The following is a 17,736-nucleotide window of genomic DNA, read 5'->3' on the forward strand; positions in this document are numbered from 1 at the left end:
GCCCCGCCCGCTCCGCCTGCGCCGCCGGCTCCGGTCGCGCCGCCCGGGCCACCGCCGCAGCAGTTCGTGGCGGCGCCGCCAGCGGCAGCGCCGGCACCGGTGCCATTTCCGCCGGTCGTGACGCCGCCACCGGTCGTCGCCCCTGTATCGCCGGAGCCGCTGCCGCCGCCTCTCGTGCAGCAGCCGCCGGTGTTCACCGCGGCTCCGATTGCGCACCCGCCGGTCGTGACGGCACCCGTTCCGGTGGCGGTCCCGCCGCTGCCCTCGGCACCGGTCGAGCCGGTGCAGGCGTACGCCCCGCCGCCGGTGCCCGTCGAGGCGCCGCAGGCCTACGTCCCGCCGCCGGTGCCGGTCGCGCCGGTCGAGCCGGTCGAGCCGGCGTACGTCCCGTCACCGGTGCCTGCTGCGCCGGTCGCACCGGTCGAGCCGGTCGAGCCGCCTGCTCCGCCGGCGGGATCGTCGTTCGCGGACCTGCCCTACGTCGTCGAGCGCAAGCCCGTGCCGCCGCCCGCGCCGGTGCCGCCGCCCGCTCCCGTGGCCGCGCCGCAACCATTCGTGCCGACCGGTCAGCCCGCCTCACCCGGCGCTGCCGCAGGGGCGCTCGCCGCGCCGGACCCCATGCAGCCGCCCGCGGCCGCACCGGCGGCAGCACCGACGGCGGCCCCGGCTGTCGCGCCCGCTCAGGAACCCACTTGGCCGTGTCCGGCATGCGGCACCGCGGTGCCGATGTCGTTGGACTACTGCCACTCCTGCGGCGCGGGCTTCCTGTCCGGAGTGAGCGACGGCAACACCGTGCGGGTGCCGCTGTTCGGCGACGTCGCGAAGATCAGCTCCGGGCAGAAGCTCGGCCTCGGGATCGCGGTCGCGTTCGGGCTGATCCTGCTGATCGTCATCCTCGCGACCATCGGCGGCAAGCTTCTCTGAGCGGCGCGCGTACTCAATAGGCTCGCGGTTGTGCAGGTCAACGTGGTGTCCGACGTCCACGGCCGGGCGGACGCGCTCGCACGTGCTGGCGACGGTGCGGACGCGCTGATCTGCCTCGGAGACCTGATCCTGTTCATCGACTATGACGACGCGGCGGGCGGCATCTTCGGCGAGATGTTCGGTGCCGCCAACGCGTCGAAGCTCGTCGAGCTTCGCAGCCAACGGCGCTTCGACGAGGCGCGTGAGTTCTCCCGCGGATTGTGGGCCGAGGTCGGGGACCGGCAAAGTGTCATCGAGGCCGCGGTGCGCCGCCAGTACGACGCGTTGTTCGCAGCGATGCCGACCCCGGCGTACGTCACCTACGGAAACGTCGACATCCCGCCGTTGTGGGGCGACTACCTCCGCGACGGGATCACCGTCCTGGACGGCCAGACGATGGAGCTCGGCGGCCGCCGGTTCGGTTTCGTCGGTGGCGGCCTGCAGACCCCGATGCACACGCCGTACGAGATCGCCGACGAGGACTACGCCGCCAAGGTCGCCGCGGTCGGCGCCGTGGACGTCCTGTGCTGTCACATCCCGCCCGACGTGCCGGAGCTCCTCTACGACGTACGCGCGCGGCGGATGGAGCGGGGCAGCAGTGCGGTGCTCGACGCGATCCGGGACACCCAGCCCGAGGTCGCGCTGTTCGGCCACGTGCACCAGCCGCTCGCCCGGCGGACGAGGATTGGGCGGACCGAGTGCATCAACGTCGGTCACTTCCGCGGAACGGGTACGCCGTTTCGTCTCGTCTGGTGAGTTTTGATGATCTACTGGCCCGGCAGCTGAGGAGGTAGTCGTGGCGGACGAGGCCAGCTCGAGCATCACGATCGCGGCGTCACCGGCGCAGATCATGGCGGTGATCGCCGACGTCGCGGCGTACCCGCAGTGGTCCACCGGGATCAAGTCCGCGACCGTCGACGCGGCGGCGAGTGACGGGCGCCCGGCGCGCGCGACCTTCGTCCTCGACGCCGGTGTGATCAAGGACACCTACACCCTCGCCTACACCTGGGCTGGCGACGAGCGGGTCGAGTGGACCCTCGCCGACGGCGGCACGATGCTCAAGTCACAGGTCGGCTCCTACACGCTGCAGGACAAGGGCGGCCAGACCGAGGTCGTCTACCGCCTCGCGGTGGAGCTGAAGGTCCCGATGCTCGGCATGTTCAAGCGCAAGGCCGAGAAGGTCATCATCGACACCGCGTTGAAGGGCTTGAAGAAGCGGGTCGAGCAGGGCTGACCGCGGCCCACGTAGCCTTTCCCGGGTGCGGGTCCTGCTGTTCACCGGCAAGGGGGGAGTCGGGAAGACGACAACCTCCGCGGCCACGGCGGCGTACGCCGCGGCCCGGGGACACAAGACGCTGGTGCTCTCGACCGACCCCGCCCACTCTCTCGACGACGCGTTCGGCGTAGCGCTCGCTGACACCCCGACGGAGATCGACGCCGGCCTGTACGGGCAGCAGATCGACGCCCAGCGTGCCTTCGAGTCGAACTGGCGCTCGGTGCAGGACTACCTGAGGGACGTCCTCGAGCAGGGCGGCATCGCACCGCTGGAAGCCGAGGAGCTCACGGTGCTGCCGGGCGCGGAGGAGGTCCTGGCTCTGCTGGAGCTTCGCAACCAGGTGGCGGGCGGGCGTTGGGACGTCGTGGTCGTCGACTGCGCTCCGACGGGGGAGACGCTGCGGCTGCTGGCGTTGCCCGAGGCGATGCAGTGGTGGATGCAGCGGGTCTATCCCACCGACCGTCGGGTGCTGCGCAACGTCCGGCCGGTGCTGAGCCACCTGGCCGGCCTGCCGCTGCCGCCGGACTCGGTGTTCGCGGCCGCACAGCGGCTCTGTGACGAGCTGTCGGAGGTGCGTTCGCTCATCGTCGACCCGGCGACGACCTCGGTGCGTCTGGTCCTCACTCCGGAGTCGATGGTCGTTGCCGAGGCGCGCCGGACGTTGACCGCGCTGTCGCTGTTCGGCTACCGGGTCGACGGGATCGTCGCCAACCGGGTGTTCCCCGAATGCGGCCCCTCCGATGCCTGGCGGGACGGCTGGGTGAGCCGCCAGCGTGAGCAGCTGGCCGAGGTCGCCGCTTCCTTCACCGGGATACCGGTCTGGGAGTCGGCGTACGCCGCCGCCGAGCCGCTGGGGCTGGAGGCGCTCGCCGCCTTCGCCGACCAGGTCTACGCCGACGGGCGGCCGGACCCGCTCGAGCCGGTCACCGTCGCCGACCCGTTGACCGTCGAGCAGGTCAGCAGCGACGAGTACGTCTTGGTGCTTGCCCTCCCGCACGCCGACCGGCCCGACGTCGAGCTGGTCCGCAAAGGTGACGATCTCGTGGTGACCGTCGGCTCCTACCGGCGGGTGATCGCGCTGCCCAGCGCGTTGCGCCGTTGCACGGTCGACGGCGCTGCGCTGCGCGACGGCGCGCTGCGGGTGCGCTTCGCGGCGGATCCCTCGGTCTGGAGGGCGATGTGACGGCGTCGCAGCCGGGTCCGCTCGCGGAGGAGGCGGCTCGCCTCGTCGAGGCGATCGGTGAGTGGGCGAGGGGTGCGGTCGGCGATCCGTTGCACGGCGTCGGCGATGGGCCCGAATGCCAGATCTGCCCGCTGTGTCAGCTGCTCGCGCTTGCCCGGCGTACCCAGCCTGAGACCTTCGGCCATCTCGTCGACGCGGCGACGTCGATGATGGCCGCCGTCCGTTCGGTGATCGACCAGCACGACCAGCCGGGTCGGCGCGACCGCGGGGTCGAACGGATCGATCTGGAGTGAGCGGCCTTTCCATCGGAATCGACATCGGGGGGACGAAGATCGCCGCCGGTGTGGTCGACGTGTCCGGCAACATCCTGAGCTCCACCCGTCGGCCGACACCCAGCCAGGACCCGGCGATGGTGGAAGCGCTGGTCGCCGAGGCCATCGGCGAGCTGCGAGCCGGGTACGACGTGACGTCGGTGGGCATCGGTGCTGCCGGTTGGGTCGACGCTTCGCGCAAGACCGTGCTGTTCGCGCCGAACCTCGCCTGGCGCAACACCCCTCTCTACGACGACCTCGCGCGGCTGGTCGACATACCGGTGATCGTCGAGAACGACGCCAACGCGGCGGCGTGGGGCGAGTACCGCTTCGGTGCCGGCGAGCAGGACCCCGACACGGTCGTGCTCACCATCGGCACCGGCATCGGATGCGGGTTGATCATCGACGGCAAGCTGCGCCGAGGCCGGTTCGGCATCGGCGGGGAGCCCGGTCACATGCGCGTCGTACCGGGCGGGCGACAGTGCGGCTGCGGCAACCTCGGCTGCCTCGAGCAGTACTGCAGCGGCACGGCGTTGGTACGCGCCGCTCGTGAGGTCGCCCAGACCCGGCCGACCGACGCGGCTCGGCTGCTCGAGCTGGCCGGTGGCCGGGCCGAGTCGATCGACGGGCCGGTCGTGACGCAGGCGGCACAAGAGGGTGACCCGGCGGCGATCGACTGCTTCGAGGAGATCGGCCGCTGGCTCGGTCAAGGAATGGCCGACATCGCGGTCACCCTCGATCCCGGCAGGTTCGTGATCGGGGGCGGGGTCGTCGACGCCGGCGAGCTGTTGCTGCGGCCGGCTCGGGAGAACTACGCGGCGGTCCTGTCCGGTCGCGGGTACCGTCCGTTCGCCGAAGTCGTGCCGGCGCGGCTCGGTCCGGACGCCGGCATGATCGGGGCAGCGGACCTGGCGAGGACGGCATGAGCGAACTTCGGCTGATGGCCTTCGACGCGGGCCTGGTCACCGCCCATCCGGACGCGGCGTTCGCGGTCGTGAGCGAACATCGGCCCGACGTGGTGGCGATCACCGGTGCGCCGCGCTACCAGCGGTGGCGCTCCAAGCGGGCCAAGATCGCCCGTCAGCTCGGGCTCGTGGTCGCGACCACTGATCGCGTCGGGGGGATGTTCATCGCGACCTCGTTGCGTGTCGATCCGAAACGGACGACTTTTCAGGCTTCGTCGTCATCCGCAGGCACCAGCCCCGCCGTGATCACGATGACCTTCGAGGTCCGAGGTGAGGACTGGCGGGTAGTCCTCGCGGCGACCGGCGGTGCCGCAGAGTTCGCCGAGGAGCCCATCCCGACCGTCGTGGTCGGGGGTGTTGGCGGGCCGGCCGCGATCACCGCCGACCGCGCGCTCACCGTCGTCTCGTGCGGACCGGTCGCGGTGCCCGGCCTGCCGCAGGCCCGCCCGACGCTCGCGGTGCTCGAACGCTGACGAATCAGTCGCGGCGGTAGCCGGGCACGAGCTCGATCGCGAGCTGCTCGAGGAACAGCCCGATGTCGGTCACGATCCCGACCGCCTGCGCGCTGCCGCGGTCGGCGAGCTTGGTCACCGTCGCCGGGTTGATGTCCACCGCGATGAGAGGGACCGACGCCGGCAGCAGGTTGCCCGTCGCGATCGAGTGCAGCATGGTCGCGACCATGATCGCGAAGCCGACGCCCGGCAGTTGCGCGCGCATCGCGCGCTGACCCTCCACGACGTCGGTGTAGACGTCGGGCAGCGGCCCGTCGTCGCGTACCGATCCGACCAGTACGAACGGCTTCTTGGCCGAGACCATCGCGTGCATCACGCCGCGCTCCAGGATGCCGGCCTCGACCGCGTCCTTGATCGAACCGGCGGCACGGACGGTGTTGATCGCGCGGATGTGGTGCTCGTGGCCGTGCGCTGTCCCGGTGCCGACGGTCAGGTCGACGCCGAGCGACGTGCCGAACAGCGCGGCTTCGATGTCGTGCGTCGCCAGAGCGTTGCCGCTGAACAGCACGTCGACCCAGCCGTGGCGGACCAGCTCGACCATCGGCGTGGCGGCACCGGTGTGAACGACGGCCGGTCCGGCGACCCACAGGATGCGGTTGCCGTCGTTCTTGACCTCCCGCATCCGAGCCGCCACCTGGCGTACGACGAGGGCCTGCGGCCGCTCGCTCGACACCGCTGACGACATGAACTCGAAGCGCCCGTCGATGGCGTGATGCTCGACGGCGCGGTGCTCGCGCTGCGGCAGCACGACCTTGACGCCGCCCGCTCCCACGACGATCTGGTCGCCGGCGCGCACGTCGCTGACCGGCACCGTGCGGACCCTTCCGTTCGTCACCAGCAGACCGCAATCCATCTCGGGCTGCTCCACCGGCACCCACTGCCCGCCCAGGCGCACGACGGTCTCGAGGTTGGTGGTGGAGTAGAAGCCGTCGGGGAAGACGCCGTCGGCCGTGGCGGCGACGACCTCCGCCTCGCCGGGCTCCACCAGGTTGACCCCGTGGACCTGCAGCCGCATCAGGATGCGAGCCAGGTTCTCCTCGCTGTCCGCGCCGACGATGATCACCGCGTGCGACTCGTCCTCGTGCGCCTTGCCGAGGTCGATCCGGTCGACGGTGTAGTCGCCGCCGTAGTCGAGGACGTCGTCGAGGACCTTCGCGAGGACTCCGGAATCCATCAGGTGGCCGGTGATCTCGACCGTCTCGTTGACCAGCATCTGATCACCCCTCCCCAGTTTCGCGATGATCAACACCGAAAACGCGCACTAGACCACCGCGCCGTCGTCCCAACCGGAGTCGTTCGGCGGCCGGTCCTTCATGTACCAGACGAGGGCAGCGCCCCCGCCGATGATGGCAAGCCAACCGAGCCAGGCGAAATCTCCGCCGTCGAGCCCGGTCACGAGGATCGCGATGCCGCCGATGATCGCGGCGAGCGCGCCCAGCGTCACCGTGCGGAGCTTGGGCAACGGAGGCGGGGCGGGCGGCACGTAGTGGTCGTCGTCCTCGAGCGGCTCGTACGGCGCGGCACCCATCGACACTCGCGCCTCGTCGAAGGTCACCGGCGGCGAGCCGGCGGCCACGTCCTCCCGGTCGGGCCAGGTCGGCGCGGGGGTCGGTGACCGCAGCGAGGTGAGCAGCTGCTGCCAGGCGGCGTCCACGTCGAGCTCAGGCGAGGTGCCTCCCGAAGGAGCGTCGGACGCCGAGCGGGCATCCGGCTGAGTAGCGTCCGCCTGCTCCTCGGCGAACAGCTGCATCGCACGCGCGGACTTCTCCGCGTCGACGTAGACCCGGTCGGTCAGCTGGTCGGGCAGCCGCAGCTCCAGGTAGCCGCCGCGCGAGGCGGGGGTCGGCGAGGCGTACGCCGCAATGCCTTCGGAACGGAGCGTGTCGAGCAGGGCGTCGGCGACTCGGGGGTCGAGGTCTCCAGCCGCGACGTAGCCGGCGCACCGCAGTCCGTTGTCGCGGGCGCCCGGCCGCGGCCCGGAGCTGCTGTCGGTCACGGTGAGGCGGTTGCCGCGCGGGCATGGACGAACGCGAGGGACCTGTCGATGATCAGCGGCAGATCGTTGTCGAGGGTCGCCACGTGGTAGCTGTCCTCGAGCCAGATGCGCTCCTTGTCGGTCGACGACACGCCGTCCATCACGCGTTCCGAGTTCCCCGCCTCGACGACGTGGTCGTGGCGGCTGGTCATCACCAGCAGGGGGGCGGTGACCTTCGCCAAGTCGTCGTTGGTCAGCCGCCAGAGCAAGGACAGCTGGTAGGCGGCCTTGACCGGCATCCTCGGGTACGCCGGTTCGCTGACGCCGGGTTTCTTGATGTCGCTGCCGATGCCTGCCAACGACGGCACGACGTGGCGCAACAGGGGGAGCAGCTTTGCGTCCTTGCGGGTGGTGAACAGGGAGGGGTTGACCACGACGATGCCGGCGAGATCGTTGCTGCGCTGTTCTGCCAGACGGATCGTGAGGGTGCCGCCCATCGACAGGCCCATCACGAAGACCGACGTGCAGCGCGAGCGCAGGTCGTCGACCGCCGCGTCGAGCGCGGCGTACCACTGCTGCCAGGTCGAGCGGTTCGCGTCCTGCCATCGGGTGCCGTGCCCGGGGAGCAGCGGGACCCGCACGGTCAGGCCCGCCGCCGCCAGTGCCTCGCCCCACGGCCGCATGCTTCCTGGCATTCCCGTGAACCCGTGGCAGAGCACCACCCCGACGGCTCCGCCCTCCGCGGCGTACGGGCTGGTGTCGCTCGGTGAAAGGCCAGCGGTCACCCGTCGATCGTCGCATGGCCAGCGCGTGACGCTCACGCTCGATAAGATCGTCGTTCCGGTTCTGGCATTGCGGTAACCAAACCGGCCTGCTTAGGGTCGGTATGTCGGGTGAGGCCAGGTGCCGCGGCCGCCGTACCGGATTCGTCCTGAGAGGAGGGTTCGCGATGGTCTACTGGTTCCTCAAGCACATCGTGCTGGGCCCGATCCTCAAGACCTTGTTCCGGCCGTGGGTCGAAGGCGCGGAGAACATCCCCGCCTCCGGCGGCGCGATCCTGGCCAGCAACCATCTGTCGTTCTCGGACTCGTTCTTCCTGCCGTTGGAGGTCGACCGCCGCGTCACCTTCCTGGCCAAGGGCGACTACTTCACCGGCCGCGGGATCAAGGGCAAGCTGACCGCGGCGTTCTTCAAGTCGATCAACCAGGTGCCGGTCGACCGCAGCGGCGGTCGGGCGAGTGAGGCCGCGCTGAACAAGGGCGTCGAGATCCTCAGGTCGGGCGAGCTGCTCGGGATCTACCCGGAGGGCACGCGGTCGCCCGACGGCCGGCTGTACCGCGGCAAGACCGGCATTGCCCGCATGGCGCTCGAAGCCGGGGTGCCGGTGATCCCCGTCGCGATGATCAACACCTTCGAGATCCAGCCGGCTGGGCAGGTGCGGCCGAAGATCATGCAGGTCGGCATCAAGATCGGCAAGCCGCTGGACTTCTCCCGCTACGCGGGGATGGAGAGCGACCGCTTCGTGCTGCGCTCGATCACCGACGAGATCATGTATGAGCTCATGCAGCTGTCCGGCCAGGAGTACGTCGACATGTACGCCACCAAGGCGAAGGAAGAGCTGGCTGAGGCGCGAGCGGCTGCCGGCGCGGCGCTCGCGCCCGAGCCGGAGCTCGCCAAGGCTTCCTGACCGCTACGTTTCGCCCGTGACCGTACGGCGGGCGCTGCTGCGCGCGGTCGGCGCCTATCGGTTGCTGACGTTGATCTACGCCGGCGTACTGATGGCGGCTGATCACCGGCAGTACCAGCGGCCCGCGCTCGGCTGGGTTCTGCTCGCCGGCATGGTGGGCTGGAGTGTGGCAGCGACCGCAGGCTACGAACACCTCACGGGCCGCGCTCGGGCGAGCCTGCTGACGGCGGATGTCGCGGTCGCTGTCGGGCTGGTGCTGGCGGGTCTTGCCGTGCAGACCTCGGCGCGAATCGACGCCGGGTCACCGACCCTTCCGGCGGCATGGGCGGCGGCCCCCGTCATGGCGTGCGCGGTGTTCGCCGGGCCGGTCGGCGGCGCCGTGGCCGGGGCGGCCGTCAGTGCCGCGGACATCGCCGAACGCGGCACCCTCACTGCCCACACGTTCAACGGCGTGGTGTTGCTGCTCCTCGCCGGTGGTGTCGGCGGCTACCTGGTCAAGCTGGCCGTTGCCGCCGAGACGTCCGTCGCGCACGCCTCGCGGGCGCTCGCGGCGGTCGAGGAGCGCGAGCGTCTGGCGCGGGAGATCCACGACTCGACCCTTCAGGTGCTGGCACTGATCGCTCGCCGCGGCCGAGAGCTCGGCGGTCACGCGGCGGACCTCGCCGAGCAGGCCGCGGCCCAGGAGGTCAGCTTGCGCGCCCTCGTCTCGTCGGCCCCGACGGTTTCGGGCGCGGACAGCGACCTCCGCTCCGGGCTCTTGGCGCTGACTTCCGCCCGGGTGAATGTCTCGACGCCGGCCGAGGCGGTGACGCTGCCGGCCACGAAAGCCGAGGCGATCCTGGCCGCGGTCGGGGAGGCGCTGGTGAACGTCGAGCGCCACGCCGGGCCGGATGCGCGCGCGTGGGTGCTGGTGGAGTCCGACGATGTGGCGGTGGTCGTGTCCGTGCGCGACGACGGCGCCGGGGTGCCGTCCGGTCGCCTGGAGGCGGCGGCCGCGGACGGCCGGCTCGGCGTGGCGCAGAGCATCGTCGGGCGGGTCGAGGCGGTTGGTGGCAGCGTGACGATCGAGTCGCGCGCCGGAGCGGGGACGGAGGTCGAGATCCGTGTGCCCCGCTGAGCCGGTTTTGCGCGTGATGGTGGTCGACGACCATCCGATCTGGCGCGATGCGGTAGCCCGCGACCTCGAAGCGGCCGGCCTGGATGTCTGCGGGACAGCGTCGGACGTCGCGCAGGCCGTCCGCGTCGCGAAGGCGACGCGGCCTGACGTCGTCGTCCTCGACCTCCAGCTGCCCGACGGGTCCGGCGTCGACGTCGCGCGGCAGCTCGCCGGCCTCGACCCGACGCCGCGCATTCTGGTGTTGTCGGCGAGCGGCGAGCAGCCCGATGTGCTCGACGCCGTCGCCGCCGGCGCCACCGGCTACCTCGTGAAGTCGGCGAGTACGGCGGAGCTGGTCGCGGCGGTACGCGCCACCTCGCGTGGCGAGGCGGTGTTCACGCCGGGTCTGGCCGCCTTGCTGCTGGGCGAGTACAACCGGTTGTCCGGTGCGGGTGAGGACGGCTCTCCTTCGCTGACCCCGCGCGAGACCGAGATCCTGCGGTTGGTCGCGAAGGGCTATACGTACCCGCAGATCGCGGAGCGGCTGGTGCTGTCGGTGCGTACCGTCCAGAACCACGTGCAGAACACGCTGACCAAGCTTCAGCTGCACAACAAGGCCCAGCTGGTCCGCTACGCGATGGAGCAGGGCCTCGATGCCGAGGACTCAGCCGACTAGTCGTCTTCAGGTACGCCGTCAGCACCTGGCCGTTCTAGGTGAGCGTGCGGCGGACCGCGTCCAGCCACCGGGCGTACGACGTGTCGTCGCGCTCACCCGGCTCGAAGCGCCGGTCGAGCCGCCAAGTGGCCCCGACCTCGTCGAGCGATGACCAGACGCCGGTCGCGAGACCGGCGAGGAACGCAGCACCGAGCGCCGTCGTCTCGGCAACCTGGGGACGTCGTACCGGGATGTGCAGCTCGGTCGCCTGCAGCTGGCAGAGCAGGTTGTTGGCCGATGCGCCGCCGTCGACGGACAGCTCGGGGATCGGGATGCCCGCGTCGCGAGTCATGACGTCGACGACGTCGCGGACCTCGAAGGCGATCGCCTCCAACGTGGCGCGGACGAGGTGCGCCCGCGTCGTGCCGCGGGTGATGCCGGTGATCGTGCCGCGGGCGTCCGGGTCCCAGTGGGGCGCGCCGAGACCGGTGAGCGCCGGCACGAAGACGACGCCGCCGGAGTCCGGCACCGTCCCCGCGACCGCTTCGGTCTCCGCGGCGGAGCTGATGATCCCGAGGCCGTCGCGCAGCCACTGCACAGCGGCTCCGGTGACGAAGATCGCGCCCTCGAGGGCGTACACCAACCCGCCGCCGATGTCCCACGCCACCGTCGTGAGGAGTCCGGCATCGGATCGGACGGCGGTCGCGCCGGTGTTGACGAGGATGAACGAGCCGGTGCCGTACGTGCACTTGCTCTCGCCCTCGCCGAAGCAGGCCTGACCGAACAACGCCGCCTGCTGGTCGCCGGCGATCCCCGCGACCGGCAGGTGCAGGCCGAGGAACGCGTCGGGGTCGGTCCGGCCGAGATCGCCGCTGGACCGGCGTACTTCGGGCAACGCGCCCATCGGTACGCCCAAGAGCGCGCACATCTCGTCGCTCCACGTCCCGGCGTGGATGTCGTAGAGCAAGGTCCGGCTGGCGTTGCTCGGGTCTGTGACGTGCTCGCGTCCGCCGGTGAGGCGCGCGACGAGGTAGGAGTCGACCGTGCCGACGACCGTGCTGCCGCTCGTGACACCCGCCCACGCGGGGTCGTGCTCGGCGAGCCAGGCGAGCTTCGTGCCGGTGAAGTAGGGGTCGAGCCGCAGGCCGGTGAGCTCGCTCACCCGCGCCTCGTGGCCGGCGTCACGGAGGCGGTCACAGATCTCCGTCGTACGACGGTCCTGCCAGACGATGGCGCGGCGTGGCGCCGCGAGGGTCCGTCGATCCCAGACAACCGCGGTCTCGCGCTGGTTGGTGATGCCGATGGCAGTAGGGGAGTCGGGACTTTCGGCGAGAGCAGCGCGGCAGGCACGCAACGTCGCCTGCCAGATCTCCTCGGGCTCGTGTTCCACCCATCCGGGCTCGGGGAAGTGCTGCGGGAACTCCGAGTAGCCGCGGGAGGCGATCCGGCCGTCCTCGGTGACGACCAACGCGGTCACGCCCGTCGTACCGGCATCGATGGCGAGAACAGGCACGGGACGACCCTAGGCGGTTGGCCGTAGGGTCGGCGTATGCGGATCGGAGTGCTGACGGGTGGCGGCGACTGTCCGGGCCTCAACGCGGTCATCCGCGCCGCGGTGCGCAAGGGGACGCAGGTCTACGGTCACGAGTTCGTCGGGTTTCGCGACGGCTGGAAAGGCCCGCTCGAAGGCCTCACGATGCGCCTCGACGTCGAAGCGACGCGGGGAATCCTGCCGCGGGGCGGCACCATCCTCGGCTCGTCGCGGACCAACCCGCTCAAGGTCGACGGCGGCGTCGAGACGATTCGCGGCAACCTCGCCGCGGCCGGCGTGGACGCGCTGATCGCCATCGGCGGCGAGGACACACTGGGGGTGGCGACGGCGCTCGCCGCAGCGGGCCTGACGGTCGTCGGCGTTCCCAAGACGATCGACAACGACCTCGGCGCCACCGACTACACGTTCGGCTTCGACACCGCCGTCCAGATCGCGGTCGACGCGATCGACCGCCTGCACACGACCGCGGAGTCGCATCACCGGGTGCTCATCGTCGAGGTGATGGGCCGGCACGCCGGTTGGATCGCGCTGCACTCCGGCCTGGCCGGCGGCGCGAACGTCATCCTGATTCCCGAGCGCCCGTTCGACATCGACCAGGTGTGCGCCTACATCGAGCGCCGCTTCGACTCGCACTACGCGCCGATCGTCGTCGTCGCGGAGGGTGCGGTGCCGGCGGAGGGAACGATGGCGCTGCAGGACCAGGGCGTCGACTCGTTCGGTCACGTGCGACTCGGCGGCATCGGCGCGGTCCTGGAACACGAGATCGCCTCGCGGACCGGCAAGGAGGCACGCGCCACCGTGCTCGGTCACGTGCAGCGCGGTGGCACGCCGACCGCCTACGACCGCGTGCTCGCGACCCGGTTCGGGCTGCACGCCATCGACGCGGTCCACGACGGCGAGTCCGGTGTCATGGTCGCGCTGCGTGGCACCGACATCGTGCGGGTGCCGCTGGCGGAGGCGACCCGCGAGCTGAAGACGGTGTCCCTCGAGCGGTACGCCGAGGTCGAGGTCTTCTTCGGCTGACCCGCCGCTCGCGTTCTCAGAACTGCTGGGTGAAGAACGCGTGCACGGTGTGCGGCCCGTCGGTCGCAGTGACGATCCGCTGGCCGGGTAGGAGCGCGTTGGCGACGACGCTCGCACTCCAGGTGCCGTCGCTGTTGACCCTGGCGCTGGTCTGCGGCCGGGCGGCGTAGGAGACGAACACCCGGGTGTTCGGCACCCATCCGGCGCCGGTGACGGTGAAGTCGCTGCCGGACCGGCCGGACGACGGCGACAGGGTGATCGTCGGGTGGTAGACGACCTGGGTGGGGGGCGCGCTGATCGTCGCGGTCGGGGGCGGCGCGAGGGTCGGGGAAGCGGTCGGCGAGGCCGACGCCGTCCGCGTGTGCTGCGGGGAGGGTGAGACGGAGAACGCCGGGACGACCGGACTCAGGCTCGGCGTCGGGATGTCGGCGAACGGACTGAGGTTGTCGTTGCCGGTGCGGCTCAACGCGCCGATGCCGACCCCGAGCGCGACAGCGAGCAGCAGCGCGAGCACGACCACCACCGGGGAGACCAACGGGCCCGGGTCGTGGTCTTCGTCGACGGCGCGCAGCACCGCGTCGTGACTGGGCAACGCGGCGATCGCCCGCTCGGAGATCCGCTCGAGCATCGCCTCCCGCGCGTCGTCGTCCATCGCGATGATCGGCAGTCCGGCGGCAAGGCGACGTCCCCGAGCGAGGGTCTCGAGCATCTCCTCGCAGGCCGGGCAGTTCGACACGTGCCGGCGCAGCGGGGCGGCTCTCGGGGTGTCGAGGCTGGCGTCGGCCAGCCGGCTCAGTGACGTCACGTCGACGGTCGTCCGGCCGGAGTGCCCTGCCAGGTTCGGGGACGGCGTGGCGTCGTGGGCAGCGACCAGCGCGAGCCTGCCGGCGGCGGTGAGATCGGCGGCGCTGTCCTGGCCGCGTCGCAGCGCGACGCCGACCGCCTGCGGCGGCAGGTCGTAAGCGTCGCGAAGGACGACCGCGTTGCGCTCCGGATCGCGCAGCCCGTCGAGTGCCGCCCGGACCCGCTGCTCGGTCTGCGTCCCCGCCAGGACGCTCGCCGCCTCCTCGTCGGCGGCCGCCTCGTCAGCGCGGGCGGTCGACGTCATCTCGAACGCCCGCGCGAACCACCAGCCCGCCAGGTCGATGACGGTTTCCGGCGCGTTGACGACGGTGTCGAGCAGCGCCAGGGCGTGCGTCTCGAGGATGTCGATCGCCTCGAGCGGCGGGATGCCACGGCGGCGGAGCAGGTCGTTGACCCGGTCGGCGTAGACCCGGATCGCGCTGATGAAGTCGTCGGCCGACACGAGAGCGACCAAGTCCCGCGGCACGCGGCTACCTTATGGCCGGGATCTGAACAGGGCTGGAGGCAACACGCGTGGGCGACATCGGCGCAGGCCGCTCGGACACCGTCGACCTTCGCAGTGACACCGTCACCCGTCCGAGCCGGCAGATGCGCGAGGCGATGGCCGCCGCGGAGGTCGGTGACGACGTGTACGGCGAGGATCCGTCGATCGCGGCCCTGGAGGCCGAGGTCGCCGCGATGTTCGGCCACGGGGCAGCCGTGTTCGTCCCGAGCGGAACGATGGGCAACTTGATCTCGTTGCGGCTGCTCTGCGGCGAGGGTGACGAGCTCATCTGCGACGCCGACTCGCACATCGTCAGCTACGAGGCCGGTGCCGCGGCGGCGCTCGGGGGCATCCAGACCCGCACCCCGATCGTGTCGCGCGGCTTGCTGTCCCGCGAGGTCGTGGAGCCGCAGCTTCGAGCGGCCGGCTACCACGCCGTCCCGACGACCGCGGTGGCTGTCGAGCAGACGCACAACCGCGGCGGCGGCGCGATCTATCCGCTCCAGACGTTGCGCGATCTCCGAGCCCTGGTGGACGAACGCGCGCTCACCCTGCACTGCGACGGTGCGCGGATCTGGAACGCGCACGTCGCCACCGGCGTGCCACTGGCGGACTACGGCGCGCTCTTCGACACCATGTCGGTCTGCCTGAGCAAGGGCCTCGGGGCGCCGGTCGGCTCGTTGGTTCTGATGCGTGACGCGCACCTCGAGTCACGGGCCCGCGACCTGCGCCACCGGCTGGGCGGCGCGATGCGCCAGGCGGGTGTCCTCGCCGCAGCGGGCAGCTATGCCCTGCGCAACAACATCGCGCGGCTGGCGGAGGACCACGCCAGGGCCAGGCGCCTCGCGGAAGGAATCGCCGAGGCGGCGCCGGGCGTGACCGACCCTGCCGAGACCGAGACGAACATGGTCGTCCTCGATCTCGCGGACGGCTCCGTCGACGGCGCAGGCCTCGCCGCGGCCTGCAAGGAGGCCGGTGTGCTGGTCTCTGTCGTCGGCCCGCAGCGAGTCCGCCTGCTGACCCACCTCGACGTGGACGACGAAGGGGTCGACCGAGCGCAGCGGGTCATCGCGGGCGTGCTGGCGTAGCGCCGCGTCAGCGCACCGTCGCTACATCGTGACGACGGTGCGCCCCAGCGCCGGAGGCATCTCCTGGACGGCCTTGGTCAACGCGGCGAGATCGACGTCGACGAGCGCCTGTGGTCCGTCGCAGAGTGCCTCTCCGGGCGCGGGGTGCAGGTCGACCATGATCGCGTCGGCCCCGACGGCGATGGCCGCTCTGGCGAGCGGCACGACCAGCTCGCGCTTGCCCCCCGCGTGTGACGGGTCGACCATCACCGGCAGGTGTGACAGCGAGTGGATCACCGGCACGGCGCTGATGTCGAGGGTGTTGCGGTAGGCGGTCTCGAAGGTACGGATCCCGCGCTCGCAGAGCACGATGTCGAGGTTCCCGCGCTGGGCGATGTACTCCGCCGCCATCAGCCACTCCTCGATCGTGGCGTTGAACCCGCGCTTGAGCATGACCGGCTTGCCGGCGCTGCCGACCGCCTGGAGCAGCGCGAAGTTCTGCATGTTGCGGGTGCCGATCTGCATCATGTCGGCGTACTCGGCGACCAGCGGCACGTCGGCGGCGTCAACCACCTCGGTGACGATCGGAAGCCCGGTCGCCTCCCGCGCGTCGGCCAGGATCTTCAGCCCGGCCTCGCCGAGACCTTGGAACGCGTACGGGGAGGTGCGGGGCTTGTAGGCGCCGCCGCGCAGCAGCACCGCCCCGGCCGCCTTGGCCATCTCGGCGGCGGCGAGGGTCTGCTCGCGGGTCTCCACCGCGCACGGCCCGGCGATGAGGGTGAACGTGTCCGGGCCGATCGGCACCCCGCCGACCTTCACCGTCGAGGTCTCCGGATGGTTCTCCCGGCTGACCAGCTTGTACGGCGCGGAGATCCGGACGACGTCGCTCACTCCGGGCAGGGCGCCGAGGCTGAGCGTCTCGAACCGCTCGACGTCACCGACGAGACCGACGATCGTGCGGTGCACGCCGCGGCTGACGAACGCGGAGCCGCCGGCTGCCTCGACCGTCTTCACGACGGTCTCGACCTCCTCGACGGTCGCGTCCGAGGTCATGACCACCACCATCGCCTGTCCCTTCCAAGGACGTCGTGTTGACAGCAACCTTTGCCATCAAAAAAGCCCCGGGCGGTTGCCCGGGGCTCGTCAGTGCGGAGTGCGCGCGCTACTCCACCCGATCGAGCATCAGCCCGGACCCGGTGAAATAGCCAAACCAGCGCGTCACGGAAATGATGTTACTCGAAACGCTGGACGAGCGCATCCCTGGACTTCCTGGGGCCCAGCTCGACCGTGTACATCGCCGCCAGCACGAGCACACCGCCGATGACGATCCGCGGTCCGAGACGGTCGCCACCGACCGTCACTCCGAAGATCCCGGCGAACACCGGCTCCATCGTCAGGACCACCGCGGCGCGGGTCGGCGCAAGCTGTGCCTGTGACCAGGTCTGGATGAAGAAGGCGACGGCGGTCGCGAACAGTGCGGTGAACACGACCGCCTCCCACGCCTTGGCGTCCGGCGGCGGCGCCAGCGAGTCCGGCGCCGCGCACACGATCGAGAGCACGGCAACCGTCGAGAGCTGCATCACGGCCAGTCCGGCGGCGTCGTAGGAGGGCGACCACTCGCCGAGGCCGAGGATGTGCAGGGCGAACAGCAGCGCGCACAGCAGCGTGATGGCCTCGCCGTACCCGATCGAGAACCCGTGCAGCGAGATGACGCCGAGGCCTGCGGTGGCCAGCGCGACGCCCACCCAGGTGAGGGCCCCCGGTGGTCGGCGCAGCGCGATGGCGGCGCACAGCGGCGTGAACACGACCAGCAGGCCGGTGAGGAAGCCCGACACGGTCGCACTGGTGCGTTCCAGGCCGACCGTCTGGGTGATGTAGCCGGTGCCGAGCGCGAGGCCAAGGACGACGCCGAGGATCTTGCCCCGCCGGTCGAGCCGCGACAGCGCGCGGGGTCGTGCCGTCGCGATCGCGATGGCCGCGATCGTGAACCGCCATGCCAGGAAGTCCATGACCGGCATGCGCGAGACGGCGTCCTTGACGACGACGAACGTCGAGCCCCATACGGCAGTCGCCGCGACCAGCAGAAGAGTCGCCAGCGCCGGCTTCGACAGCTTCATGGCGCG

General features: G+C 71.1%; 19 protein-coding genes. 12 read left to right on the forward strand and 7 right to left on the reverse strand.

Annotated elements, in window-relative coordinates; translation table 11 throughout:
* The first annotated feature begins 225 nt into the window (after nucleotides 1-225).
* The 7 genes from VG899_08105 to VG899_08135 are packed head-to-tail and all read left to right on the forward strand — an operon-like array spanning nucleotide 226 to nucleotide 5,171.
* A complete protein-coding gene (locus tag VG899_08105) occupies nucleotides 226-924 on the forward strand; it encodes a hypothetical protein (GenBank protein HWA66315.1) in 699 nt (232 codons plus the stop codon).
* Nucleotides 925-954: 30 nt separating this feature from the next.
* Complete coding sequence (locus tag VG899_08110) at nucleotides 955-1,719, forward strand: metallophosphoesterase (protein ID HWA66316.1); 765 nt, start codon at nucleotides 955-957, stop codon at nucleotides 1,717-1,719.
* 40 nt (nucleotides 1,720-1,759) lie between these two features.
* The gene (locus tag VG899_08115) at nucleotides 1,760-2,197 is read left to right on the forward strand and encodes an SRPBCC family protein (protein ID HWA66317.1); all 438 of its coding nucleotides are present in this window, start codon (nucleotides 1,760-1,762) and stop codon (nucleotides 2,195-2,197) included.
* A 25-nt stretch (nucleotides 2,198-2,222) separates the two neighbouring features.
* Nucleotides 2,223-3,422: an ArsA family ATPase gene (locus VG899_08120; GenBank protein HWA66318.1), complete on the forward strand. Its 1,200-nt coding sequence runs from the start codon at nucleotides 2,223-2,225 to the stop codon at nucleotides 3,420-3,422.
* The gene (locus tag VG899_08125; GenBank protein HWA66319.1) at nucleotides 3,419-3,715 is read left to right on the forward strand and encodes a hypothetical protein; all 297 of its coding nucleotides are present in this window, start codon (nucleotides 3,419-3,421) and stop codon (nucleotides 3,713-3,715) included. The genes VG899_08120 and VG899_08125 overlap by 4 nt, the downstream gene beginning before the upstream one ends.
* Nucleotides 3,712-4,659 (forward strand): ROK family glucokinase, encoded by a 948-nt coding sequence (locus VG899_08130; GenBank protein HWA66320.1) that lies wholly within the window; start codon nucleotides 3,712-3,714, stop codon nucleotides 4,657-4,659. Before VG899_08125 ends, VG899_08130 begins: the two co-directional genes overlap by 4 nt.
* Nucleotides 4,656-5,171: a hypothetical protein gene (locus tag VG899_08135; GenBank protein ID HWA66321.1), complete on the forward strand. Its 516-nt coding sequence runs from the start codon at nucleotides 4,656-4,658 to the stop codon at nucleotides 5,169-5,171. Before VG899_08130 ends, VG899_08135 begins: the two co-directional genes overlap by 4 nt.
* Before the next feature lie 4 nt (nucleotides 5,172-5,175).
* Here the strand turns inward: VG899_08135 and VG899_08140 are convergent, their stop codons facing one another.
* From VG899_08140 to VG899_08150, 3 genes are read right to left on the reverse strand one after another with little or no spacing between them, the layout of a single operon-like run.
* Nucleotides 5,176-6,423, reverse strand: a complete 1,248-nt coding sequence (locus VG899_08140; protein HWA66322.1) for a TIGR00300 family protein — start codon at nucleotides 6,421-6,423, stop codon at nucleotides 5,176-5,178.
* A gap of 48 nt (nucleotides 6,424-6,471) precedes the next feature.
* Complete coding sequence (locus tag VG899_08145; protein HWA66323.1) at nucleotides 6,472-7,206, reverse strand: hypothetical protein; 735 nt, start codon at nucleotides 7,204-7,206, stop codon at nucleotides 6,472-6,474.
* On the reverse strand, nucleotides 7,203-7,970 hold the full coding sequence (locus VG899_08150) for an alpha/beta fold hydrolase (protein ID HWA66324.1): 768 nt from the start codon (nucleotides 7,968-7,970) through the stop codon (nucleotides 7,203-7,205). The genes VG899_08145 and VG899_08150 overlap by 4 nt, the downstream gene beginning before the upstream one ends.
* A gap of 164 nt (nucleotides 7,971-8,134) precedes the next feature.
* Here VG899_08150 and VG899_08155 point away from each other — a divergent pair, with 164 nt between their 5' ends.
* The 3 genes from VG899_08155 to VG899_08165 are packed head-to-tail and all read left to right on the forward strand — an operon-like array spanning nucleotide 8,135 to nucleotide 10,644.
* On the forward strand, nucleotides 8,135-8,872 hold the full coding sequence (locus VG899_08155; protein HWA66325.1) for a lysophospholipid acyltransferase family protein: 738 nt from the start codon (nucleotides 8,135-8,137) through the stop codon (nucleotides 8,870-8,872).
* Between the two features lie 16 nt (nucleotides 8,873-8,888).
* The gene (locus VG899_08160) at nucleotides 8,889-9,989 is read left to right on the forward strand and encodes a DUF5931 domain-containing protein (GenBank protein HWA66326.1); all 1,101 of its coding nucleotides are present in this window, start codon (nucleotides 8,889-8,891) and stop codon (nucleotides 9,987-9,989) included.
* Nucleotides 9,990-10,005: 16 nt separating this feature from the next.
* Nucleotides 10,006-10,644: a response regulator transcription factor gene (locus VG899_08165; GenBank protein ID HWA66327.1), complete on the forward strand. Its 639-nt coding sequence runs from the start codon at nucleotides 10,006-10,008 to the stop codon at nucleotides 10,642-10,644.
* Nucleotides 10,645-10,678: 34 nt separating this feature from the next.
* On the opposite strand, the gene glpK is transcribed toward VG899_08165, so the two are convergent.
* Nucleotides 10,679-12,136, reverse strand: coding sequence for a glycerol kinase GlpK (gene glpK, locus VG899_08170; GenBank protein ID HWA66328.1), 1,458 nt, complete (start codon nucleotides 12,134-12,136; stop codon nucleotides 10,679-10,681).
* Between the two features lie 36 nt (nucleotides 12,137-12,172).
* On the opposite strand from glpK, the gene VG899_08175 reads away from it, so the two are divergent.
* Nucleotides 12,173-13,198 (forward strand): 6-phosphofructokinase, encoded by a 1,026-nt coding sequence (locus VG899_08175; GenBank protein HWA66329.1) that lies wholly within the window; start codon nucleotides 12,173-12,175, stop codon nucleotides 13,196-13,198.
* Nucleotides 13,199-13,214: 16 nt separating this feature from the next.
* Here VG899_08175 and VG899_08180 read toward each other — a convergent pair whose 3' ends face one another.
* The gene (locus tag VG899_08180) at nucleotides 13,215-14,528 is read right to left on the reverse strand and encodes a hypothetical protein (GenBank protein ID HWA66330.1); all 1,314 of its coding nucleotides are present in this window, start codon (nucleotides 14,526-14,528) and stop codon (nucleotides 13,215-13,217) included.
* A gap of 47 nt (nucleotides 14,529-14,575) precedes the next feature.
* On the opposite strand from VG899_08180, the gene VG899_08185 reads away from it, so the two are divergent.
* Nucleotides 14,576-15,634, forward strand: a complete 1,059-nt coding sequence (locus tag VG899_08185) for a GntG family PLP-dependent aldolase (protein HWA66331.1) — start codon at nucleotides 14,576-14,578, stop codon at nucleotides 15,632-15,634.
* A gap of 21 nt (nucleotides 15,635-15,655) precedes the next feature.
* Here the strand turns inward: VG899_08185 and aroF are convergent, their stop codons facing one another.
* Complete coding sequence (gene aroF / locus VG899_08190) at nucleotides 15,656-16,678, reverse strand: 3-deoxy-7-phosphoheptulonate synthase (protein ID HWA66332.1); 1,023 nt, start codon at nucleotides 16,676-16,678, stop codon at nucleotides 15,656-15,658.
* A gap of 167 nt (nucleotides 16,679-16,845) precedes the next feature.
* A complete protein-coding gene (locus VG899_08195) occupies nucleotides 16,846-17,730 on the reverse strand; it encodes a DMT family transporter (GenBank protein ID HWA66333.1) in 885 nt (294 codons plus the stop codon).
* Nucleotides 17,731-17,736 lie beyond the last annotated feature (6 nt).

It is taken from the genome of Mycobacteriales bacterium, from assembly GCA_035550055.1.
Classification (GTDB): domain Bacteria; phylum Actinomycetota; class Actinomycetes; order JAFAQI01; family JAFAQI01; genus DASZTV01.